Origin of the sequence: Streptomyces sp. NPDC001985, from assembly GCF_040296845.1 — a bacterium.
Classification (GTDB): domain Bacteria; phylum Actinomycetota; class Actinomycetes; order Streptomycetales; family Streptomycetaceae; genus Streptomyces.
Genome location: NZ_JBEOYB010000006.1, coordinates 60402 through 80624, shown reverse-complemented (window position 1 = coordinate 80624; position 20223 = coordinate 60402). Strand labels below are relative to the sequence as shown.

General features: G+C 73.1%; 12 protein-coding genes, 1 tRNA gene and 1 pseudogene. 9 read left to right on the top strand and 5 right to left on the bottom strand.

Annotated elements, in window-relative coordinates; genetic code table 11:
* Positions 1-71 precede the first annotated feature (71 nt).
* Positions 72-1658, bottom strand: coding sequence for a PP2C family protein-serine/threonine phosphatase (locus ABT122_RS04160; RefSeq protein ID WP_351545002.1), 1587 nt, complete (start codon positions 1656-1658; stop codon positions 72-74).
* Between the two features lie 585 nt (positions 1659-2243).
* On the opposite strand from ABT122_RS04160, the gene ABT122_RS04155 reads away from it, so the two are divergent.
* Complete coding sequence (locus tag ABT122_RS04155) at positions 2244-2936, top strand: bifunctional DNA primase/polymerase (RefSeq protein WP_351544999.1); 693 nt, start codon at positions 2244-2246, stop codon at positions 2934-2936.
* A gap of 839 nt (positions 2937-3775) precedes the next feature.
* Here the strand turns inward: ABT122_RS04155 and ABT122_RS04150 are convergent.
* From ABT122_RS04150 to ABT122_RS04140, 3 genes are all read right to left on the bottom strand, one after another.
* Complete coding sequence (locus tag ABT122_RS04150; RefSeq protein WP_351544997.1) at positions 3776-4762, bottom strand: DUF5926 family protein; 987 nt, start codon at positions 4760-4762, stop codon at positions 3776-3778.
* Positions 4763-5124: 362 nt separating this feature from the next.
* On the bottom strand, positions 5125-5724 hold the full coding sequence (locus ABT122_RS04145; protein WP_351544994.1) for an ATP-binding protein: 600 nt from the start codon (positions 5722-5724) through the stop codon (positions 5125-5127).
* Positions 5725-5794: 70 nt separating this feature from the next.
* A complete protein-coding gene (locus ABT122_RS04140) occupies positions 5795-6604 on the bottom strand; it encodes a glycerophosphodiester phosphodiesterase (protein WP_351544991.1) in 810 nt (269 codons plus the stop codon).
* Positions 6605-7086: 482 nt separating this feature from the next.
* Here ABT122_RS04140 and ABT122_RS04135 point away from each other — a divergent pair, with 482 nt between their 5' ends.
* The 3 genes from ABT122_RS04135 (at position 7087) to ABT122_RS04125 (ending at position 9867) form a co-directional block, all read left to right on the top strand.
* Positions 7087-8664, top strand: a complete 1578-nt coding sequence (locus tag ABT122_RS04135) for a S1C family serine protease (protein ID WP_351544988.1) — start codon at positions 7087-7089, stop codon at positions 8662-8664.
* Positions 8665-8757: 93 nt separating this feature from the next.
* Positions 8758-8844, top strand: a tRNA-Ser gene (locus ABT122_RS04130).
* Between the two features lie 198 nt (positions 8845-9042).
* Positions 9043-9867 (top strand): isocitrate lyase/PEP mutase family protein, encoded by an 825-nt coding sequence (locus ABT122_RS04125; RefSeq protein ID WP_351544985.1) that lies wholly within the window; start codon positions 9043-9045, stop codon positions 9865-9867.
* 1080 nt (positions 9868-10947) lie between these two features.
* Here ABT122_RS04125 and ABT122_RS04120 read toward each other — a convergent pair.
* Positions 10948-11676: a GNAT family N-acetyltransferase gene (locus ABT122_RS04120; RefSeq protein WP_351544982.1), complete on the bottom strand. Its 729-nt coding sequence runs from the start codon at positions 11674-11676 to the stop codon at positions 10948-10950.
* Between the two features lie 166 nt (positions 11677-11842).
* On the opposite strand from ABT122_RS04120, the gene ABT122_RS04115 reads away from it, so the two are divergent.
* The 5 genes and pseudogenes from ABT122_RS04115 (at position 11843) to ABT122_RS04095 (ending at position 20178) form a co-directional block, all read left to right on the top strand.
* Positions 11843-15544 carry a DNA polymerase III subunit alpha gene (locus tag ABT122_RS04115; protein ID WP_351544979.1) on the top strand — a complete coding sequence of 1234 codons (3702 nt, stop codon included), beginning with the start codon at positions 11843-11845 and terminating at the stop codon, positions 15542-15544.
* A 6-nt stretch (positions 15545-15550) separates the two neighbouring features.
* On the top strand, positions 15551-16555 hold the full coding sequence (locus ABT122_RS04110; protein WP_351544977.1) for a DNA polymerase Y family protein: 1005 nt from the start codon (positions 15551-15553) through the stop codon (positions 16553-16555).
* A 246-nt stretch (positions 16556-16801) separates the two neighbouring features.
* Positions 16802-17107 (top strand): hypothetical protein, encoded by a 306-nt coding sequence (locus tag ABT122_RS04105; RefSeq protein ID WP_351544974.1) that lies wholly within the window; start codon positions 16802-16804, stop codon positions 17105-17107.
* A 408-nt stretch (positions 17108-17515) separates the two neighbouring features.
* A pseudogene (locus ABT122_RS04100) lies at positions 17516-18397 on the top strand (bifunctional MaoC family dehydratase N-terminal/OB-fold nucleic acid binding domain-containing protein); the annotation flags it as partial.
* A gap of 614 nt (positions 18398-19011) precedes the next feature.
* Positions 19012-20178 carry a lipid-transfer protein gene (locus ABT122_RS04095; RefSeq protein ID WP_351544971.1) on the top strand — a complete coding sequence of 389 codons (1167 nt, stop codon included), beginning with the start codon at positions 19012-19014 and terminating at the stop codon, positions 20176-20178.
* Positions 20179-20223 lie beyond the last annotated feature (45 nt).

The window sequence follows — 20223 nt, the reverse complement described above, 5'->3', positions numbered from 1 at the left end:
AGTAAGACATAACGGGCGGTCCTCGATCCCCGGCCCGTCCGTTGCGGCCTCCGTCTCCGTCTTCGTCTCCGTCAGCCGAAACGGGCGGCGAGCAGCACGATGTCCTCGTCCTCCGGGCCCTGCCCCGGCCCTTCCCGCAGCACCGTGTCCAGGACGTGGTCCGCGACCGCCCCCGGGTCCGCGCGGGCCGCCCTCGGCACGCTCGCGGCGGCGGAGCGCAGCCGGGCGAAGGCCCGGTCCATGGGGTCGCCGGTGCGCCGCAGCAGACCGTCCGTATAGAGGAGCACCGTTTCTCCGGGCTCGGGGGACAGCTCCACGCTCGGCGCCTCCCAGCAGGCCAGCATCCCGAGCGGCGCGGACAGCGAGGTCTCGACGAACTCGGTGCGCCGCTCCCCGATCACCAGGGGAGGGGTGTGCCCGGCCCCGGCGAGCACGATGCGGGCGGCCGACGGCTCGGCGTAGGCGAAGAGGGCGGTGGCGGTGCGGGCCGGTTCGGTCAGCCGCAGCAGCAGTTCGAGATCGGAGAGCACGGCGACGGGGTCCTCGCCCTCCATCACGGCGTACGCCCGCAGGGAGGCCCGCAGCCGCCCCATCGCGGCCAGCGCCCCGGGGCCCGAGCCGCTGACCGAGCCGACGGCCAGCCCGAGCGCCCCCTCGGGCAGCGCCAGCGCGTCGTACCAGTCGCCGCCGCCGTGCGGTCCGGTGCGGTGCCGGACCGCGAGTTCCACCCCGGGCACCCTGGGCAGCCTGCTGGGCAGCAGTTCCCCGGCGACGGCCGCCACCGTGGCGCGGGCGTGCTCCAGCTCCAGCAGCCGGGCCAGGTGCTCGGTGGCGTACCGGGAGTAGAGGGCCGCCAGCCGGCGCCGGCGCTGATCCGGCGCGGTGGGTTCGTCGTACAGCCAGACGGCGGCGCCCAGGGTGCCGGACGGCTCGGACGCCAGGGGCTGGGTGTAACCGGCCGCGCAGCCGAGCCGGCGGGCGACCTCGCGGTGGCGGGGGTCGAGCGAGATGTCCCCGAGGACGTCGGGGTGGGCGACGGCCTGCGGCGGCGCGCCGGGCAGCCCCCGGCTCTCCAGAATGCGCCCGTACGCGGTCGCCGCGCGCGGGACCGTCTCGATGTGCCCCAGTTCGGCATGGGTGAGGCCGAGGCCCCTGGTGAGGGCCGGGCCGCGGTCGGCGGCGAAGCGGTCGGCGCGGGAGGGCGGGGCCGTGGGCGGCGGTTCCAGGACGACCAGACCGCGGCGGGCGCCGAGCAGCGCCGCCCCGGCTTCGAGCAGCTCCCGGAGGGCGTCGTCGAGCGAACGGGTCGCGGCCAGCCGCTCGGTCAGCTCGTGAAGGGTGGCCAGATCGGAGACCCAGCCCGCCAGCCGGTCCTGGACCAGTGCCCCGGGGGAGACACCCGGAGCCGTCCCGGCCGCGATCCCGGGGATGGCGGGCGGGGAGAGAGAAGGGGAGAGGGGCGCCGTAGTGTGCTGCGGAAGCGGAAGTGCTGAGTTGATTCCAGCCACTTTCGGCAGATGGGGGGCGCTCATCGCGATCGGCTTTCCACCTGGTGCGTTCTGCTCAATAGCATCGCAAACCCCCATGTCATTCATGTCATTCTGCGTGGCTACCCATGCATCCACATCTACACGCAGAAGGAAGGGGATGTCCAGCATTGCACCAGTGGGATTGATGGTGTCTGAGGGACTTTGAACCGCTCTTGGGTCAATCTTGAACTTGGCTGAAAAAAGCGCCTGATGGAGGTCGGTGAGGTCGACTGAGGGTGTTCGGCAGTCGATCCCTCGGTGGATCTCTCCGGGGCACGGGTCCTGGAGCGGCCCTCCGCGGAAAGCGTCATACCAAACGTTGTGGGTACGTAAACAGTGATGGCCAGGGGCAATTGGCACCGCCCCGGAACCTGGCGATCGACTCTGGCGTCCTCATAGTCGCAGGCCGTGCCAGAACCGCACGGCAGGCCCCACAGGAGTGGGGGGCGATCCCCCGGGCGGTGGGCGCGGACAGCAAGTGCCAGGCGCGCGCCACCACGGGCGGCGCGTTGAATGGAGTACAGCCCACGTTCGGCCCTCGGCGGCGACCCTGCCGCAGGAGATGCGAGGGCCGCCCATGTCGCCGGCGCGGGGCGGTGAAACGCCGGCCAGTACGTACTCGTAACGCCCAGTACGTATTTTGTACGCACAGTGAAGAGCTGCACACATGGTGTCATGTGGACCTCGGCGTTCAACGGAAAGGAACGAGCGCACATGCGCGAGATCCTCGGAAGGCGACGCAGGCTCCGGTTTCGGCGCAAAAGGGGACCTGTACAGCCAGCACAGCTGGAAGCGGCGCTCCTCTGCGCCACCGAGTGGCAATGGCCCGTACTTCCCGGTGCGGGGCTGAAGTCGGCCGGCGGTCGCGGTGACCGCGGGCGCGGCTGTGCCTGCCCGGACCCCGAGTGCGTCGTGCCCGGCGCACACCCGTTTGACCCCGGACTCCTCGCGGCGACCACCGATGAGCGGATGCTGCGCTGGTGGTGGGCGAATCGGCCCGCCTCGCCGGTCGTCCTGGCCACCGGCGGGAGCGCACCCTGCGCGGTGAGCCTCCCCGCCATGGCGGGAGCGCGCGCGCTGGCGGCGCTCGACCGGATGGATCTGCGGCTGGGGCCGGTCGTCGCGACGCCCACGCGGTGGTCGCTGCTGGTCGCCCCCTACAGCCTCGAACAGCTCGGTGAGCTGCTCTTCGCCAAGGACTGCGTGCCGAGTTCGCTGCGCTTCCACGGCGAGGGCGGATATCTGGTGCTGCCTCCGTCGGAGACGGGCGTGGGGCAGGTCCGCTGGGAGCGGGCTCCGCTGCCCGGGTCGGCCACGCCGTGGCTGCCGCGGGTGGAAGCGGTGGTGGACGCCCTGGTGGAGGCGAGCACGAATGCGCCGGACGGCGGAAGCCGGCTCGCGTACTGAACCACCCGCGCGGGGAGCCATCCGCGCGCGAACCATCCGCGCGCGGAGTCGCTTGTGCGCGGTCACGGCTGGGAGGGCCGGCTTCCGCACCCGTTCGGGGGCGGGGGCCGGCCCTCGGCCGTCTAGGGGAAAACCGGCGATGGGTCAAGGGCACCAGAGTCGGCCGAAACTAAGCGTGATCACGCGGATTCCGAGCGTAGGTCTTCGGGCGCGCACGCCTTCGGAAGCCGCGGTTCCGGGCTGGAACTCGCCCCTCCGGAGCTGCCGCGCGCAGCCGCCCGGCACGGCGGCCGGAGAACGCCATGGGGTGTCCCGGGTCCATATCGGTGCAATGCGGTGGAGGCGAATTCAGTTCCGTACGCGCCGCGAGGGGCCGACCGGGTGAGAGTGACGAACCACCCGTGCGGTTGACTTGGATGGCGGGCCGGGCGCCGATGAGATCCCGCGAGGTCTTTACTCCGGGCCTACATGTGGCATGACCATGGAGAATTCCGCGATTTCGCAGTTCATCGATGGTGGCCGGCTCCCGCGCGCCGGGCAGATGCCCGGGTGCCCTCGGGGCGGAGGGGGCAACTCCACTGCGTCCACCAGAGGTTGACGGATCGTCAACGGGGCATGTCGTTCCGTTGAAGATTCAGTAAATGGAGAGGCCCGATCGCTGGCGACGGGGGATGCACCAGCGACCGGGCTTCTAGAACGGTAACAAGAGATCGGCGGTTCGCAAATTCGATCTCGGGTATTCGGACAGCGATTCAGCTGCCATTGGCGCGAGTTGTGACTGGAGTCACTCGGCTTTTCTCGGCGGGCGGCTGAGCCGGGTCATCCGGTGGACCGGCCGCTCAGCTCAGGGTGACCTGACGGTTGGTGAGGCCCCCGCGCGCCCGCCGCTCATCGGCGGTAAGCGGAACCTCCGTGGCGAGCGCGTCGGCGAGCCGCTCGGCGAACTCGGCGGCCGGCTTCCCGCACTCCGTGGCGCCCATCGCGCTCGGCAGGTCCCAGACCGGGACCATCAGGCCGTGCGCGCGGAACGAGCCGACGAGCCGGGTCCCCTCGCCGAGCGAGGTCCCGCCGGCGGCATGCAGCCGCGCCAGCGCGTCCAGCAGCTTCTCCTCGGGGTGGGGCATGACCCAGCGCAGATGGTTCTTCTCCGGCGTCTCGCACCAGTAGGCGGATTCGACCCCCGAGAGCTTCACGGTGGGGATCGCCGCCGCGTTCGCCCGCTCCAGGGACGCGGCCACCTCCGGGGTGGAGCTCTCCTGGGACTCGGGCACCCAGAACTCGAAACCGGAATGGACCTCGGGGGTGAAGTCGGCCGCCGGGTCCAGCAGGTCCTGGAGCCTCGGACCATCGCCGGAGACCCGCTCTCCGCCGACCGGATTCCCCGGCTCCGTCGCCAGCGCACGGCTCAGCGTGTCGGCGAGGTCGCGGCTGAGGTCGCCGGAGGAGGTGTCGTTCTGGAGGCCGAGCAGCACGGAGCCGTCGTCGCGGCGGAGCGCGGGCCAGGCCATCGGCAGTACGGTCGCCAGGGTCACGGACGGCACTCCGTCGGGCAGTCCGTCCCTGAGGGTGAGCCGCACGGTGGCGGCGGGCACCAGTTCGCGCAGGGCGACCCAGTCGCACTCGCCCGCCAGGCCCTCGAAGGGGCGCTGGACCAGCTCGGTCACGGAGTGCGCGGCCTCCCGGCCGTGGCAGGCCTTGTAGCGGCGGCCCGAGCCGCAGGGGCAGGGCTCGCGTGCCCCGACCACGGGTACGGGCTCATGGGCGCCGCGGGTCCGGTTCTTGGGCTGAGGCTTCGATGCCTTGGTCTGGGGGCGCTTCTTGGCCATGTGCGGCTTCTCCCGGGTGCGGCGGCGCTGCTGTCAGCGGTGTCCGCTGTATGCGGCGGTGCTGTCTCTGGGCGCGAGCCTAGCCGTCCGCCGCGCACGCGCTCGCGGTGCCATGGGCTGCCCTGCCCCCGGCCTGCTTCGGGGGCCCCGGTCGTGTTCGATACGGGCGCCGGCCGGAGCGGTCGTACGGTCGGCCCGAGCCGCCAGGCCTTCCATAACGCTCCTCGACGCTTTCCGGTGCTTCTCAGCACGTCCTCGTGCTGGTTCTCTTCCCTGCCCTTCCGTTCCTTCCCGTCCTTCCGGCCCTCTTCCCCGGAGTGCTTGGGGCCCTCGGAGCCCTGGTCGCCGAACGTCCCGCCATCTCAGCCGAGATCGTCACAGACCTCCGCGAAGTCGAAGCCCGGGGCAGTGACGCGCGTAGCGAAATCGCCGCGACGATGCCCCTCGTTCACCCGGGCCCATACGGTGACCTCGCCCGCCGCACTGTCGCGGACGCCCCACTCCTGGGCCAGCGCGCTGATGATGTTCAGCCCGCGCCCGCCTCTCGCGGTCACCGACGGCGTCGCCGGAATGGGCCGGGTGGGACCTCCGCCGTCCGTCACCTCGACCGTGAGCCGGCCCGCTCTGTCGACGCGCCAAGCGGCGCGAATGTCTCCGTCTCCCACCTCCACGTGTCCCAGCGGCCTGCCATGCCGGTAGGCATTGCTGAGAAGCTCGGAAAGAATCAGAACTGCATCGTCGACGACCGAGTCCTGGACCCCGCTGCGGCGCAATTCCTCGCGCATACGGTGCCTTGCCTGACCCACGCCCGCAGGGCCATGGGGTACGGCCATGCTCGACGACGTGGGCACCTCTTGTGCCACCACCAACGCCACCCCCGAGACCTCCTTTGCCCCACGCCACGGTGTGAATGCCCCAATGGACTGGACCGGAAACCGTTCGAGGCGGGGGCAGTGACGCACTCCTCACCGCCGATCCGGGCGGAGCGCGCCGGTGCGCTCCCGGGCATCCCCGGGGCGGGTGCTCCGGCGTTTACCGGCGGCCCAGTTGGGAGAGGACCTGCCGCGGCCGGTTGGTGATGATCGCCTCCACCCCGAGCCGGGCGCACAGCTCCACGTCCTCCGGCTCATTCACCGTCCAGACATGCACCCGGTGGCCGGCGCGGTGCAGCCGGGCGATGTAAGCGGGGTGATTCCTGACAATACGGATGCCGGGGCCCGCGATCCGCGCCCCGGCCGGCAGCCGTCCGTCCCGCAGCCGGGGGCTCACGAACTGCATCAGATAGACGGTCGGCACGGTCGGCGCCGCCGCGGCCACCCGGTGCAGCGAACGGGCGGAGAAGCTCATGATGCGTACGGGGGAGTCCTCGGCGCTGGCGGGCGCCGCGAGCCCGAACCGGCCGAGGAGCCCGAGCAGCCGCTCCTCGACCTGGCCCGCCCAGCGCGTCGGGTGCTTGGTCTCGATGGCCAGCTCGACCCGGCGCCCGGAGTCGGCGACGAGTTCGAGGAGCCGCTCCAGGGTCAGTACGGAGGTCAGTGAGGGATCGCCCCAGTCGGGGCTCTCCGCGGAGTCCTCGCGCCCCTTCCAGGTCCCGAAGTCGAGAGCCGAGAGATCCGCCAGCTCCAGGGCGGAGACGGCGCCCCGGCCGTTGGACGTCCGGTTCACACGCCGGTCGTGGACACAGACCAGATGACCGTCGGCGGTCAGCCGCACATCGCACTCAAGGGCGTCCGCACCGTCCTCGATCGCCTTCATGTACGCGGCGAGTGTGTGCTCGGGCGCGTCCTCGGACGCTCCTCGGTGAGCGACGACCTGGATGTGGTGCTGCCGTGCTGGGGTCACCGCGTCATGGTGCCATCGTGAGGGGACGGGCGAGGGGCGGGGGCGGCCGGACGGGGCTTGATGCCAACGGGGGGCGCGCTTCCCGCTCCCGCGCCGGTCGGGCACTCTGGGGGTGGCGAGCCCGATGCCGTACGCGGAGGTGCCGGGTACCCCGACGGGGCGCCGCGCGGTCCTCCGGACGGTGGTTCCGGCGGGTGTCCGGGCGGTGTTCTGGCGGGTGTCCGGGCGGGTGTTCGGGCGGGTGTCCCGGTGGGTGTCCGGGCGGGTGTCCCGGTGGGTGTCCGGGCGGGTGTCCCGGTGGGTGTCCGTTTCGCCCTAAGTAAATGATTGCCGGAATACCCACAGCTCCTGCTTACAGTGGCCTGACGGGCCGTGGGAAATGCTGGAGTGAGACACCTTGAGACATTCTTTCCGCGACAGCGGCACCAGCGGCACCAGCGGACGTCTGCCGGAGTGATCGACGTGGAACTGAGGAGAGAGCTGTGAGCACTGAGAACGAGGGCAACGAGGGCACTGCGCAGTCGGCAGCCCCGTCCGTACCTCCTGTGCCGGCAGCGCCTCCCGGGGCCGCCCCGCCGCCCGCCCCCGCGGGCCCGCCCTCCCCGGGCGCCCCGGCCGCTCCCGCGCACTCCCCGGAGCCGCCGCCCGGCGAAGCCGCCCGGGCCCAGGCGCCGGCCGACTACCCTCTCCCGTCCCCGCACCCCGGGACCGGGGCCACCGCACCCCTTCCCGGCGGCCCCGTCCCGCCCCCGCCGGGCCCCCAGGATTCGGGCACGGCCCACCACCAGGCGGGGGGCTGGCCCCCGCCGCCGCCCGCTTCCCCCGCGTACGGAGGCGACGGCGCCTTCCACGACGGCGGCTCCCCCGCCACCTGGGGCGTACCGGTCCAGCCGGAGCGCCCCAAGCGCAAGCGCCCGAGCGGCCTGCTCGCGGCGGTGCTGGTCGCCGCGCTGGTCGCGGGCGGCGTCGGCGGCGGAATCGGCTACTGGGCGGCCGAGCGCAACGACGACGGCGTCGACTCCACCACCGTCTCGGCGGCCGACATCCCCCAGGAGCTGAAGCGCGAACCGGGCACGGTCTCGGCGGTCGCCGCCAAGGCACTGCCGAGCGTGGTCACCATCGACGCCAAGTCGGGCGCGGGCACCGGCGACCTCGGCGGCACCGGCGGGACGGGCGAGCAGGAGGGCGGCACCGGCACCGGCTTCGTCTACGACCAGGAGGGCCACCTCCTCACCAACAACCACGTCGTCGACTCCGCCGCGGACGGCGGCGCGCTGTCGGTGACGTTCTCCAACGGCAAGAAGTACGACGCCGAGGTGGTCGGCCGCGCCCAGGGGTACGACGTCGCGGTGCTCAAGCTCAAGAACCCGCCCTCGGCGCTCGCCCCGCTCCCGCTCGGCGACTCCGGCAGGGTGGCCGTGGGCGACTCCACGATCGCGATCGGCGCGCCCTTCGGCCTGTCGAACACGGTCACCACCGGCATCATCAGCGCCAAGAACCGTCCGGTGGCCTCGGGCGACGGCTCCAGCGGCAAGAACTCGTACATGAGCGCCCTCCAGACCGACGCCTCGATCAACCCCGGCAACTCCGGTGGACCACTGCTCGACGCGCGCGGTGCCGTCATCGGGATCAACTCGGCCATCCAGTCGACCGGTGGCGGTTTCGGCCAGTCCCAGGCGGGCTCGATCGGCCTCGGCTTCGCCATCCCGATCAACCAGGCGAAGAACGTCGCCGAGCAGCTCATCAAGACGGGCAAGCCCGTCTACCCCGTGATCGGCGCGACCGTCGACATGGCCAACAAGGGCACCGGCGCCAGGATCACCGCCCAGAGCTCCGGCGGCACCCCGGCCGTGACCCCGGACGGCCCGGCGGCGAAGGCCGGCCTCAAGGCGGGCGACCTGATCACCCAGTTCGCCGGCAAGCCGATCGACAGCGGCCCGACCCTGATCGGCGAAATCTGGAACCACCGCCCCGGCACCAAGGTGAAGCTCACCTACGAGCGCGACGGCAAGCCCGCCACCACCGAGGTCACCCTCGGCGAACGCACCGGCGACAGCTGACCCGCCCCCGCCCCACCACAACGCGGCTGCGACCGCCCCCACCGTGCCGGTACTCTGTAGGCCGCTCCGCGCCAGGTGATGGCGCGAAGCGTGGGTGGGTTGCCCGAGCGGCCTAAGGGAACGGTCTTGAAAACCGTCGTGGCAGCGATGTCACCGTGGGTTCAAATCCCACACCCACCGCTGTACGCGCGGATGGAGAAGGGGCGCCCCCGATGCGGGGGCGCCCCTTTCTCGTCCGGGGTCTCCCGCTCCGCGCACCGGCCCCTGCGCCGCGCACCGGGCCCGTTCCGCTGCCGGTCCACGCGCCGGCGCGGGGCGGGGCCGGGGTGGTGGGGGATTCTTGATCACCTGGCGGGGGTCTGTGGTGGAATGCGGTACATGGCACCTCTTCGCGATCAGGCCGAACTGTTCCGTTCTCTGCATGTGAAGGGCAGGCCGCTGGTTCTGCCCAACGCCTGGGACGCCGCGTCCGCGCGGGTCGTGGCGGAGGCGGGGGCGCGGGCCATCGCCACCACCAGTGCCGGGGTCGCGTGGTCGCTCGGGGCGGCGGACGGGGATCACCTCCGCCGGGACGAGGCTCTCGCGGCGATCGCCCGTATCGCGGCGGCCGTTGACCTCCCGGTCACCGCCGATATCGAGCGCGGGTACGCCCCCGACGCCGACGGTGTGGCGGAGACGGTGCGCGGTGTGCTGGAGGCGGGGGCGGTCGGGATCAATCTGGAGGACTCGCTGCGGCCCGTCCACGAGCAGGCCGAGCGCATCGCGGCGGCTCGTGGGGCGGCGGACGGGGCGGGGGTTCCGCTGTTCGTCAACGCCCGTATCGACACGCACCGGCTGCCGCCCGGTGACCGCGCGGAGTGGATGAAGGAGACACTGGTCCGCGCCTATGCCTATGTCGCGGCCGGCGCGGACGGGATCTTTGTTCTCGGGGCCCTGGACGCGGAGGCCGTCGGCGTCCTGGCCGACTCGGTGCGGGTGCCGGTGAATGTCTCGGCCGGACCCGGGTCCCTGCCCGTGGCGGCGCTCGCTGCGGCGGGGGCGGGCCGGGTCAGCGCGGGTTCGGCGATCGCCGAGGCTGCGTACGGGCTCGCCGCCCGCGCGGCGCGGGAGCTGCTGGACCAGGGCACCACCAGCGCGCTGGAGGGCGGGCTCGGCTACCAGGAGCTGAACGACCTGCTTCTGGGGGCGGATTCGGCCCGCTGACGCGGGGAGAGCTGTCGCCGGTCCGGTCCGGGCCGGCGTCGCCGCGGCGGCCCGGTCGGAGCGCCGGATTTCGCTTCGGGCCCGCCCCGGCGCTGGATCGGGCCCGCTCCGGCGGTGGGCCGGGTGTGATCGCGTGGGGCGGGCGGCCCTCCGGACCTCCCCGTGCCGTGGCTGATTCATGGATCAGCGGCCGGTATTTGCCGGCGGCCACGGCCGAAGTTTCCGGAAACGGAACTCTACGCGTGTAGTAGTCACGGTGGAGTCGCAGGTTCCGCTTACTTACTGAAGGTTCGTTGAAAAATCTTTGCCCACGGTGAACTGCTTGATGAACATGCAGGTCAGATGGTGTGCGTTAGGAAAGTAGTTGCCTAATTGATCATCTCTGTGCGTGGGAATTGCGCATTTGTCACCGGAATGGAGACAGTTCTCCATTGCTCTCTGTCGAGAAGCGGATTGGTGATGTCCGTCTGTGGTGCCACCATTGACGGTCATGGGTGGTGAGGCCGCACGTAAAGCGGCCCCCGCTGGCACGGGAGCCGCCCTGACCCAGTCCCTTGTTGGAGAGAAGGTCAGTTATGACAGTACCCACTGAGTCCGGGGCGGCCCACCGTGCGAAGCCGGACACCGTCCCCCGAGCCTCTTCCGGAGTGCGTCGCTCCGGGCGTCGGCGGGGTCTGTTCTGGGGTGTCGCTGTCGTCGGAGTCGGGCTGACGGTGATGGTTATGTCGCACTATGCACCGTCTCTTGCCACCCCTGTGGCGACCGGGGCGACGGTTTCGGCGGTGCTCGTTCCGCTGGTGCAGGCCCGGGTGAGGAGTGGGGGCGGGGGGCGGCACGAGATTGACGAGGGGTAGCCGGGCGGGTCGGCTGACCACATGGTGGGAAGCCTGTGCGATCGGCGCCCCGCGCGGCGCGGGTCACGGTCGGGGGCCGGCCCCCGAACCCCCGCTCCTCAATCGCCGGAGGGGCTGGGTGGGTGTCCCTCAATCGCCGGTGGACTGAAGCGCTGACCCGTCCGGCGCTTGAGGGCGGACCCGTCCGTGCTGCCGGGCGTGCTTCCCTCCGGTGGCGGACGGCCGGTCAGAGGGCTGTGCGGTAGCGCAGTTCGGTGAGCGTGACGGTGTCGTAGGGGTCGTCCTGGGTGGCGCCGTCGGGCTCGTAGCCCGCGCGGGCGTAGAAGCGGCGGGCGCCGTGGTTCTCGGCGAGGACCCAGAGGGCCAGGGAGGTGAAGCCCCGGCTCCGGGCGGCGGTGTGGGCGGCGGTGAGCAGGGCGCGGCCGATACCGGTGCCGGTGTGGGCGGGGTGGACATAGAGGGCGTAGACCTCACCCGCACCGGGGCTCACACCGGCGCTGGGGCCCTCACCCGCACCGGGGTTCGCGCCCGCACCGGGGTTCGCGCCCGCCCCGGGGTCCGCGCCGGCTCCGCCACCGCCACCGCCACCGCCACCGGAGCCGGAGTCCACACCGGCACCAGCACCGGAGCCGGCACCGGCACCGGGGCCCACCCCCGCACCAGGAGTGGTGGCGGTGGCGCGGTACGGGCCCAGGCAGAGCCAGCCGACAGGGGTGGTGCCGCCCGCCACCGCCACCAGATCCGTGGCCCGGCTGCCAGGCCCGGAGTCGGCGGGCCCGCCACCGGCGGGCCCGGCCGAGAAGCGCCGCCGGTGGCGGCGGGCATCGGACTCGGCGCTCATGGAGTCGAGGTGGTCCGCCGGGACGATCCCGGCATAGGCGGCCCGCCAGCCGCGTACCCGCAGGTCGCAGACCGCGTCGATGTCGGCCTCGGTCATTTCTCGTATATGCGGCATCGCGCCACCTTAGGGGCGCCGCCTCCCGGACCGCACCACGATAAACGCCTCACCTGGAACGTTCGCCTCTCCCCGCCCCACGCGTTACTCTCGAACAGAGGTTCGATGACGTTTTCGGGGTGATGCGCACCAGACGGACAGAGGGGGTCATGGCAGGAGGCACGGCATGGAGGGCTTTACGCATCTGCATGTCGCATCCGGCTACTCGGCCCGCTACGGCGTCTCCCACCCCCACGACCTGGTACGACGGGCGGCCGAGCGGGGTATGGGCGCCCTCGCGGTGACCGACCGGGACGGCGTCACCGGGGTGGTGCGGTTCGCCAAGGCGGCGGCCGGGCAGGGAGTGCGGCCGGTCCTCGGGGTCGATCTCGCGGTCGAACCCCTCTTCCCGGCCGCCCCGGACCGCGCCGCCCACCGGCGCCGTACCCCCGTGCGCGGCGGCGCCCACATCCGGGAGCCGGCCCTGCGCGTCACCCTGCTCGCCCGGGACGCCCGGGGCTGGGCCGCGCTCTGCCGGCTCACCTCGGACGCGCACGCCCACCCGGTCGACGGCCGGCCCGTTCTGTCCTGGGCGGCGCTGCGCCGGTGGGCCGGTGTGCCGTCCGCCGGGCTGATCGCCCTGCTCGGACCCGTCTCCGAGCCGCTGCGCGCTCTCTCCGCCGGCCGCCCCGACCTCGCCGGGCGGCTGCTCGCGCCCTGGCGGGAACTCTTCGGCGACTCCCTGCGGATGGAGGCCGTCTGGCACGGCCGCGCCGGCGCCGGGCCCGGTTCGCTGCGGCTCGCCGCCCGCACTCTCCAGTTCGCCGACCGGGAGCGGGTCCCCGCCGTGCTCACCAACGCCGTCCGGTACGCCGATCCGGACCGGCACCGGCTGGCCGATGTGCTGGACGCGGCCCGGCTGCTCCGCCCCATCGACCCCCGCGCCGTCGACTCCGGGCAGCGCTGGCTCAAGGACCCGTCCGCCATGGGCGAGGCCGCCGAGCGGATCGCGGCGGCGGCCGGGCTCGGCCGCCGCCGGGCCGTGCGGCTGCTGGCGGAGACCGTGGAGACCGGTGAGCTGTGCCGGGTGGACCCCGTCGCCGATCTGGGGCTCGGGCGCCGGCAGCTGCCCGAGCCCGCGACAGTCGGTGCCGTGGACCGGGCCGACGCCGCCCGCGTCCTGCGGGAGCGCTGCGCGGCCGGTCTGGTCGCCCGGGGCCTGGACCGCGACCCCGCCGCCCGTGAACGACTCGACGACGAGCTGGCCCTGATAGCCGAACTGGAGTTCGATACCTACTTTCTGACCGTCGCCCAAGTGGTCGCCGATGTGCGGGAGATGGGTGTCCGGGTCGCCGCCCGGGGCTCGGGCGCGGGCAGCATGGTCAACCACGTGCTCCATATCGCCACCGCCAACCCGCTGGAGCACCGGCTGCTGTTCGAGCGCTTCATGTCGCGGCAGCGCACCGATCTGCCCGATATCGACCTCGATGTCGAGTCCGCCCGGCGGCTCGATGTCTACGACCGGATCATCGAGCGGTTCGGACGGGAGCGGGTCGCGATCACCGGTATGCCCGAGACCTACCGGGCCCGGCACGCGCTGCGGGACGCCGGGCTCGCCCTGGGGATCGCCCCCGGCGAGGTGGACCGGATTGCAAAATCGTTTCCTCATATCCGTGCGTCGGATATCGGCGCGGCCCTCGAAGAGCTGCCCGAGCTGCGGGGACTGGCCGCGCGGGCGGCCCCGTACCGCCTCCTCCTCGAACTGGCCCAGGGGCTGGACGCGCTCCCCCGGGGCATCGCCATGCACCCCTGTGGAGTGATCCTCACCAATGCCTCCCTGCTCGACCGGCTCCCGGTGCAGCCGACACCGACCGGCGGCTATCCGATGGTCCAGGCCGACAAGGAGGACGTCGAGGACCTCGGAATGATCAAGCTGGATGTCCTCGGTGTCCGGATGCAGTCGGCGATGGCCCACGCCACCGCCGAGATCGAGCGCGCCACCGGCCGCCGCGTCGACCTCGACGATCCGCGCCAGGTCCCCCTGGACGACCCCTTCGCCTTCAAGCTCATCCAGTCGTCGGACACCCTCGGGATGTTCCAGCTGGAGTCCCCGGGCCAGATGGATCTGCTGAGCCGGATGCAGCCCCGCGACCCGCAGGACGTCATCGCCGACATCAGCCTCTTCCGGCCGGGGCCGGTCGCCGGCGGGATGCCGGAGCAGTATGTCGCCGCCCGCCACGGCCGTCCGCTCGCCTATCCGCACAAGGACCTCGAACCCGTGCTCCGCGACACCTACGGAGTGGTGATCTGGCACGAGCAGATCATCGAGATGTTCCATGTCCTGACCGGCTGCGACCGGGGGTTCGGCGACTACGCCCGCCGGGCCCTCAGCGACCGTGCCCGGCTCCCCCGGGTCCACGACTGGTTCCACCGGGAGGCCGCCGCCCGGGGCTACTCACCGGCCGTGCGGAAGAAGGTCTGGGAGATCGTCCAGTCCTTCGGGGCGTACGGGTTCTCCCGCGCCCACGCGGTTGCCTTCGCCGTGCCCGCCCTCCAGTCGGCCTGGCTGAAGGCCCACCACCCGGCGGCCCTCTACGCGGGGCTGCTCGAACACGACCCCGGCATGTGGCCGAAGCGCGTCATCGTCGCCGATGCCCGGCGCCACGGCATCGCCGTGCTCTCCGTCGACATCAACCGCTCCCGCCCCGCCCACACCATCGAACGGGCGCCGGACGGCACCTGGGGTGTGCGGCTTGCGCTGTCCGGGGTGCGCGGCATCAGCGCGGACGAGGTCACCCGTATCGCCGCGGGCCAGCCCTACACCTCGCTCTCCGACTTCTGGCAGCGGGCCCGGCCCGGGCGGCCGACCGCCGAGCGGCTGGCGAACATCGGGGCGATGGACGGGCTGGGGGCTCTGGGGAGCCTGGGAGACCTGGGAGACCTGGGAGACCTGGAGGCGCCGGGGGCCCGGGGCGGCCCGGGCACCTCGGGCACCCCGGGCCCGCAGAACACGCACACGCCGGGCAGGCACACGCCGGGCAGGCACACCCCGGGCACGCCGGGCCCGCGGGACGTGCCGGGCACCTCGGGCGCGCCCGGCGCCCCGGGCCGGCGCGGAGACCGGCCCACCCGGCGGGATCTGCTGCTCCGGATCGCCGAACTCCACCGGCAGCACCGGGGGCGGCCTCTCGACGACGGCCAGCTGCCGATCCAGGGGTACGACCTGCCCACGCACGGCGCCGGGCTGCCGGAGATGACCGGACGGGAGGCGCTCAGCGCCGAACTGGGCGTGCTCGGCATCGATGTGAGCCACCATCTGATGGACCACCACCACCGGCTGCTGCGCGAACTCGGCGCCGTCGACTCCCGGCATCTGGGCGGGGTGCGGGCCGGGGAGACCGTCCTCGTCGCCGGGGTGCGGGCCGCCACCCAGACCCCGCCCATCGCCTCCGGGAAGCGGATCATCTTCGTCACCCTCGACGACGGCTCCGGCATGGTCGATCTCGCCTTCTTCGAGGACAGCCACGAGGCCTGTGCCCATACGGTCTTCCACTCCGGGCTGCTGCTGGTGCGCGGCACCGTGCAGCGCCGGGGCGGACGGCCCGGCGTCGTCGGGTCGATGGTGTGGGACCTGGAGGCGCTCGCGGTCGCCCGCCGCGACGGCGGACCCGAGGCGGTGCGCCGGCTGCTCGGACCCGGCGCGGACCCGGCCCGGGACTCCTCCGTACCGCGGGACCGGGACGGGGTGCGCCGCGGGACCGCGCGGCGGACGATCGCGCGGGAGACCGGGGCGAGCCTGCACCCCTGGGCGGACCTCAGGCCCGCGGGCGCCCCGAACACCCCGGATCTGAGGGCGCTGGGATACACCAGCCCCGGAAGCGCCGGGTGATCCGCGATGACCTCCGCACACCGCCATGTCCTGCGCGCCCAGCTCTTCCTGCCACCGGGCGGGGACCCCGGGCTCCACGCCAGGGTGCTGAGCACCCTGGAGGGGATCACCCCCCGTGTCCAGGCCGTCGAGCCCGACGCCGCCGATCTCGATGTCACCGGCGCGCTGCGGTTCTGGGGCCGGGACGTCCGGGGGATCGGGCAGCTGGTCCAGCTCCGCACGGCCGCCCTCTACGGCCTCCACGACACCACCGTGGGCGCGGGCCCCAACCGGATGATCGCCGCGATGGCGGCCGATGCCACCCCGCCCGGCGGTATGACGGTGATCAGGCACGAACCGAGGGCGGTGGCCGCGTTTCTGCGGCCGAGGCCGGTGGCCGCGCTGTACGGGGTGGGGCCCGCGACGGCGGCCACCCTGGCGGCGTACGGGCTGTACACCATCGGCGCCCTCGCGGACACTCCGCTGCCGACCGTGCAGCGCCTCTTCGGCGCCGCCGTCGGACGGAACCTCCACGAGCGGGCGCACGGGCGGGACCTCCGGCCGGTCACACCCGCTGCGGCGCCCCGGCAGGCCACCGCCGAGCACCGCTTCGACGCCGATGAACTCGACCCCGTCCGGCACCGGCGCGCCCTGCTCGGGCTCGCCGAGCGGCTCGGGGCCGGGCTCCGCGACGAGGCGCGGATCGCGGGGGCGGTGACGCTCACCGTGCGGTACGCGGACGGGTCGACGACCACCCGTACCCGCACCCTCACCGAGCCGACCCACCACTCGGCGGCGCTGGCCCGCAGCGCGTACGGACTGTACGAGCGGCTCGGCCTCCAGCGCGCCAGGGTCCGGCGGTTCACGCTCGGCGCGGAGGGGCTCCGTCCGGCGGCGGAGGCCGTCCGGCAGCTAACCTTCGATCCGCGTGCCGACCGGGCGCTGGCGGTGGAGGCGGTGGCGGACCGGGCACGGGCCCGGTACGGACCGGGGGTGCTCGGCCCCGCCACCCTGGCCGGTCCGCCGGGGTGAGGCCCTGGCCGGCCCACCGGGAGAAGCGGGGGGAGAGAGAAGCGGGGGGCGACGGGCGATGCGGAGAGGGCGGGCGGAGGTTTATCGGGGAACGCTCACGCTTGCGGGGGATGGTCGCCTCATGGGTGGTTCGATGGGGAATCGGTGGGCAACTCTGAGGTCGCGACGTCGTGAGCGGCTCCCGGGCGGCCGGCCAACCCCCGGGAGAAGGCCCTGATTTGCCCATCCGGTTCCTGGAGGAAACACATGGCAAGCATCCGTACCGCCCGCGTTCTCGCCGCTGTCGCCGCGCTGCCTCTCACCGTCGCCCTCTTCTCGGGTGCCGCCGCGGCCGACAACGGGGTTCTCTTCGCGGACGACGGATCGAGCACGACGGTGGGTGCGCTCATCGGCGGTGTCGCCGGTGACAACTACGGCACGTCGACCACCAGCCAGCTGCTGACGTCCCCCGGATCGACCGGCCAGAGCAGTGTCGCCGGTGTGAGCGGCTCCGCCTTCACCTTCGTCGACCAGGACAATGTCTCGATCAATTTCACTCCGCTGTGGTGGTGAGGGCCGGCCCGATGGGGGGACTGTCCGAGGGGTGAGCGCAGCCCGCGCGGGGCACTTCGGTGCCCGGCGCGGGCTGCCGCGCGTGGTGGTTCCGGAGCCCCGGCGCGGTCGGCGGCCTTGACACGCCCAAACTGTCTGACGGACAGTCAGAAAGTCTGGGCGGGGCGGGCGGTGGCCTCCGGGACGAGGACCGGGGCTCCTTCGCCGGGGCTTCCTCAGGGAGGGGTGAGCGAGGTGCAGCGGGAGGTCGTCACCACGGCGCGGCTCGGCCGCACGGGGGCCGTGGGCGGTGCGGGGAGTGCGGGGCGCGCGGGAAGCGCGGGAAGCGCGGGGAACGCGGGGAACGCGGGGAATGCGGGGAACGCGGGGAACACGGAGGACGCTGAGGACGCGGGGTTCCGGCGCCGGCTGAAGGCGTACGAAGGGCTTCCGGCCGTCACATCGGCGGTGGGCAAGGACCTGGTCAACGAGCCGATGATCAGGCACTGGTGCGAGGCGATGGGCGACACCGGCCCGGCCTACCGGGGGCCGGACGCCATCGCGCCGCCGACGATGCTCCAGGTCTGGACGATGGGCGGTCTCTCCGGGCACTCGGACGGCGGGACCCCGCAGGACGAGCTGTTCGCCCTGCTGGAAGGGGCGGGGTACACCTCGGTGGTCGCCACCGACTGCGAGCAGGAGTATCCGCGCCCGCTGCGGCCCGGGGACCGGATCACCTACGACGCGGTGATCGAGTCGGTGTCCGGGCGCAAGACCACCAGGCTGGGCGCGGGCCACTTCGTGACCACCCGTATGGACATCCGGGCGGACGGGGAACCGGCCGGCACCCACCGCTTCCGCATCCTGAAGTACGCGCCGGCCGGCCCCCGGGCCCCCGGGCGGAAGGGGCCGGCGCCGCTCCGGCCGCGCCCCGTCGTCAACCGGGACAACGCCGGGTTCTGGGAGGGGGTGGCCGCCCACCGGCTGCTGATCCAGCGCTGCACCGGGTGCGGGGCGCTGCGCTTCCCCTGGCTGCCGGGGTGCGGTGGCTGCGGCTCGGCGGAGTGGGACACGGTCGAGGCGAGCGGCGCGGGCACCGTCCACTCGTATGTGGTGATGCACCACCCGCCCTTCCCCGCCTTCGGCGAGGGGCCCTACGCGGTCGGGCTGATCGAGCTGTCGGAGGGGGTGCGGATGGTCAGCGGTGTGACCGGGGTGCCGTACGACCGGGTGCGGATCGGGATGCCGGTGGAGCTGGAGTTCCTCCGGGTGGACGCGGGGCTGGAGCTTCCGGTCTTCCGGGCCCCCGCCGACCCGGCCCCGGCCCCGGGCCCCGATCCTGACCGGGACCCCGATCCTGACCGGGACTCGGACCCTGACCGGGACTCGGACCCGGACCGGGACTCGGACCCGGACCCCGACTCCGCCCGGACCGCTTCCGTGGCTCCGGCCGCGCAGGGACCCGCGCCGGGACCCGCGCCCGTACCCGTTCTCGCCCCGGGACCCGTCCCCGCGCCCGTACCCACCCCGGCCGTCGGTGACGAACTGCCCCCGCTGGAGATCCCGGTCACCCGCACCCTGATCGTCGCCGGAGCCATCGCCTCCAGGGACTTCCAGGACGTCCACCACGACGCGGAGCTGGCCCGCCGCAAGGGCTCCCCCGACATCTTCATGAACATCCTGACGACGAACGGCCTGGTCGGCCGGTACATCACCGACTGCCTCGGGGAGCGCGCGCTGCTCCGCCGGGTCGCGATACGGCTGGGCGCGCCCTGCGGGCCGGGGGACACCCTGGTGCTGCGGGGCACGGTGACCTCCGCCGGGGACGGCACCGCCGAGGTGCGGATCACCGGAACCCACGCCCTCGGCACCCATGTGACCGGCACGGTCACGGTGGCCCTCCCGGTCCGGACGGAGGGGACCGGATGAGCCGGAGCCGGAAGGACGGCCTCGGCGGCAGGGCGGCCATCGCCGGTATCGGGGCGACGGAGTTCTCCAAGAACTCCGGCCGCAGCGAGCTGAAGCTCGCCGTGGAGGCGGTCCACGCCGCGCTGGACGACGCCGGTCTCTCCCCCGCCGATGTCGACGGCCTGGTCACCTTCACCATGGACACCAACCCCGAGATCACCCTCGCCCGGGCCGCCGGCATCGGAGAGCTGTCCTTCTTCTCCCGTGTCCACTACGGAGGCGGTGCGGCCTGCGCCACCGTGCAGCAGGCCGCCCTCGCGGTCGCCGCCGGGGTGGCCGATGTGGTCGTCTGCTACCGGGCGTTCAACGAGCGCTCGGGCCACCGCTTCGGCTCCGGGGTCCAGCACCGGGAGCCGTCGGCCGAGGGCGCGGCGCTCGGCTGGGTTCTGCCGTTCGGACTGCTCACCCCGGCCTCCTGGGCGGCGATGGCGGCCCAGCGCTATCTGTACGCCCACGGTCTCACCCCCGAGGCGTTCGGCCCGGTCGCCGTCACCGCCCGCCGGTACGCGGCCCGCAACCCCGCCGCGTACTTCCACGGGAAGCCCATCACCCTCGCCGACCACGCCGCGTCGCGCTGGATCGCCGAGCCGCTGCGGCTGCTGGACTGCTGCCAGGAGACGGACGGCGGCCAGGCCGTGGTCGTCACCCGAGCGGAGCGCGCCCGCGATCTGCGCCGGCCGCCGGCGCTGGTGGTCGCCGCGGCCCAGGGGGCGGGCCGGGCGCAGGAGCAGATGACGAGTTTCTCCCGGGACGACCTGACCGGGCTGCCCGAGACGGCGGTGGTCGCCCGGCAGCTCTGGCGCGGCTCGGGGCTGGCCCCCGCCGACATCGACGTGGGGATTCTCTACGACCACTTCACGCCGTATGTGCTGATGCAGCTGGAGGAGTTCGGTTTCTGCGGGCCGGGGGAGGGCTCGGGGTTCGTGGCGTCGGACGCCCTGCCGCTGAACACCCACGGCGGTCAGCTCGGCGAGGCGTATCTGCACGGGATGAACGGCATAGCGGAGGCCGTCCGGCAGATCCGGGGGACCTCGGTGAACCAGATACCGGAGGCGGCCCGGGTCCTGGTCACGGCGGGCACGGGCGTTCCCACGTCCGGGTTGATCCTGGGCGCGGACGGCTGAGTGAGGGGCCGCAGCGCTGGCCGCCCGCCCCGGGCCGACGTTGAC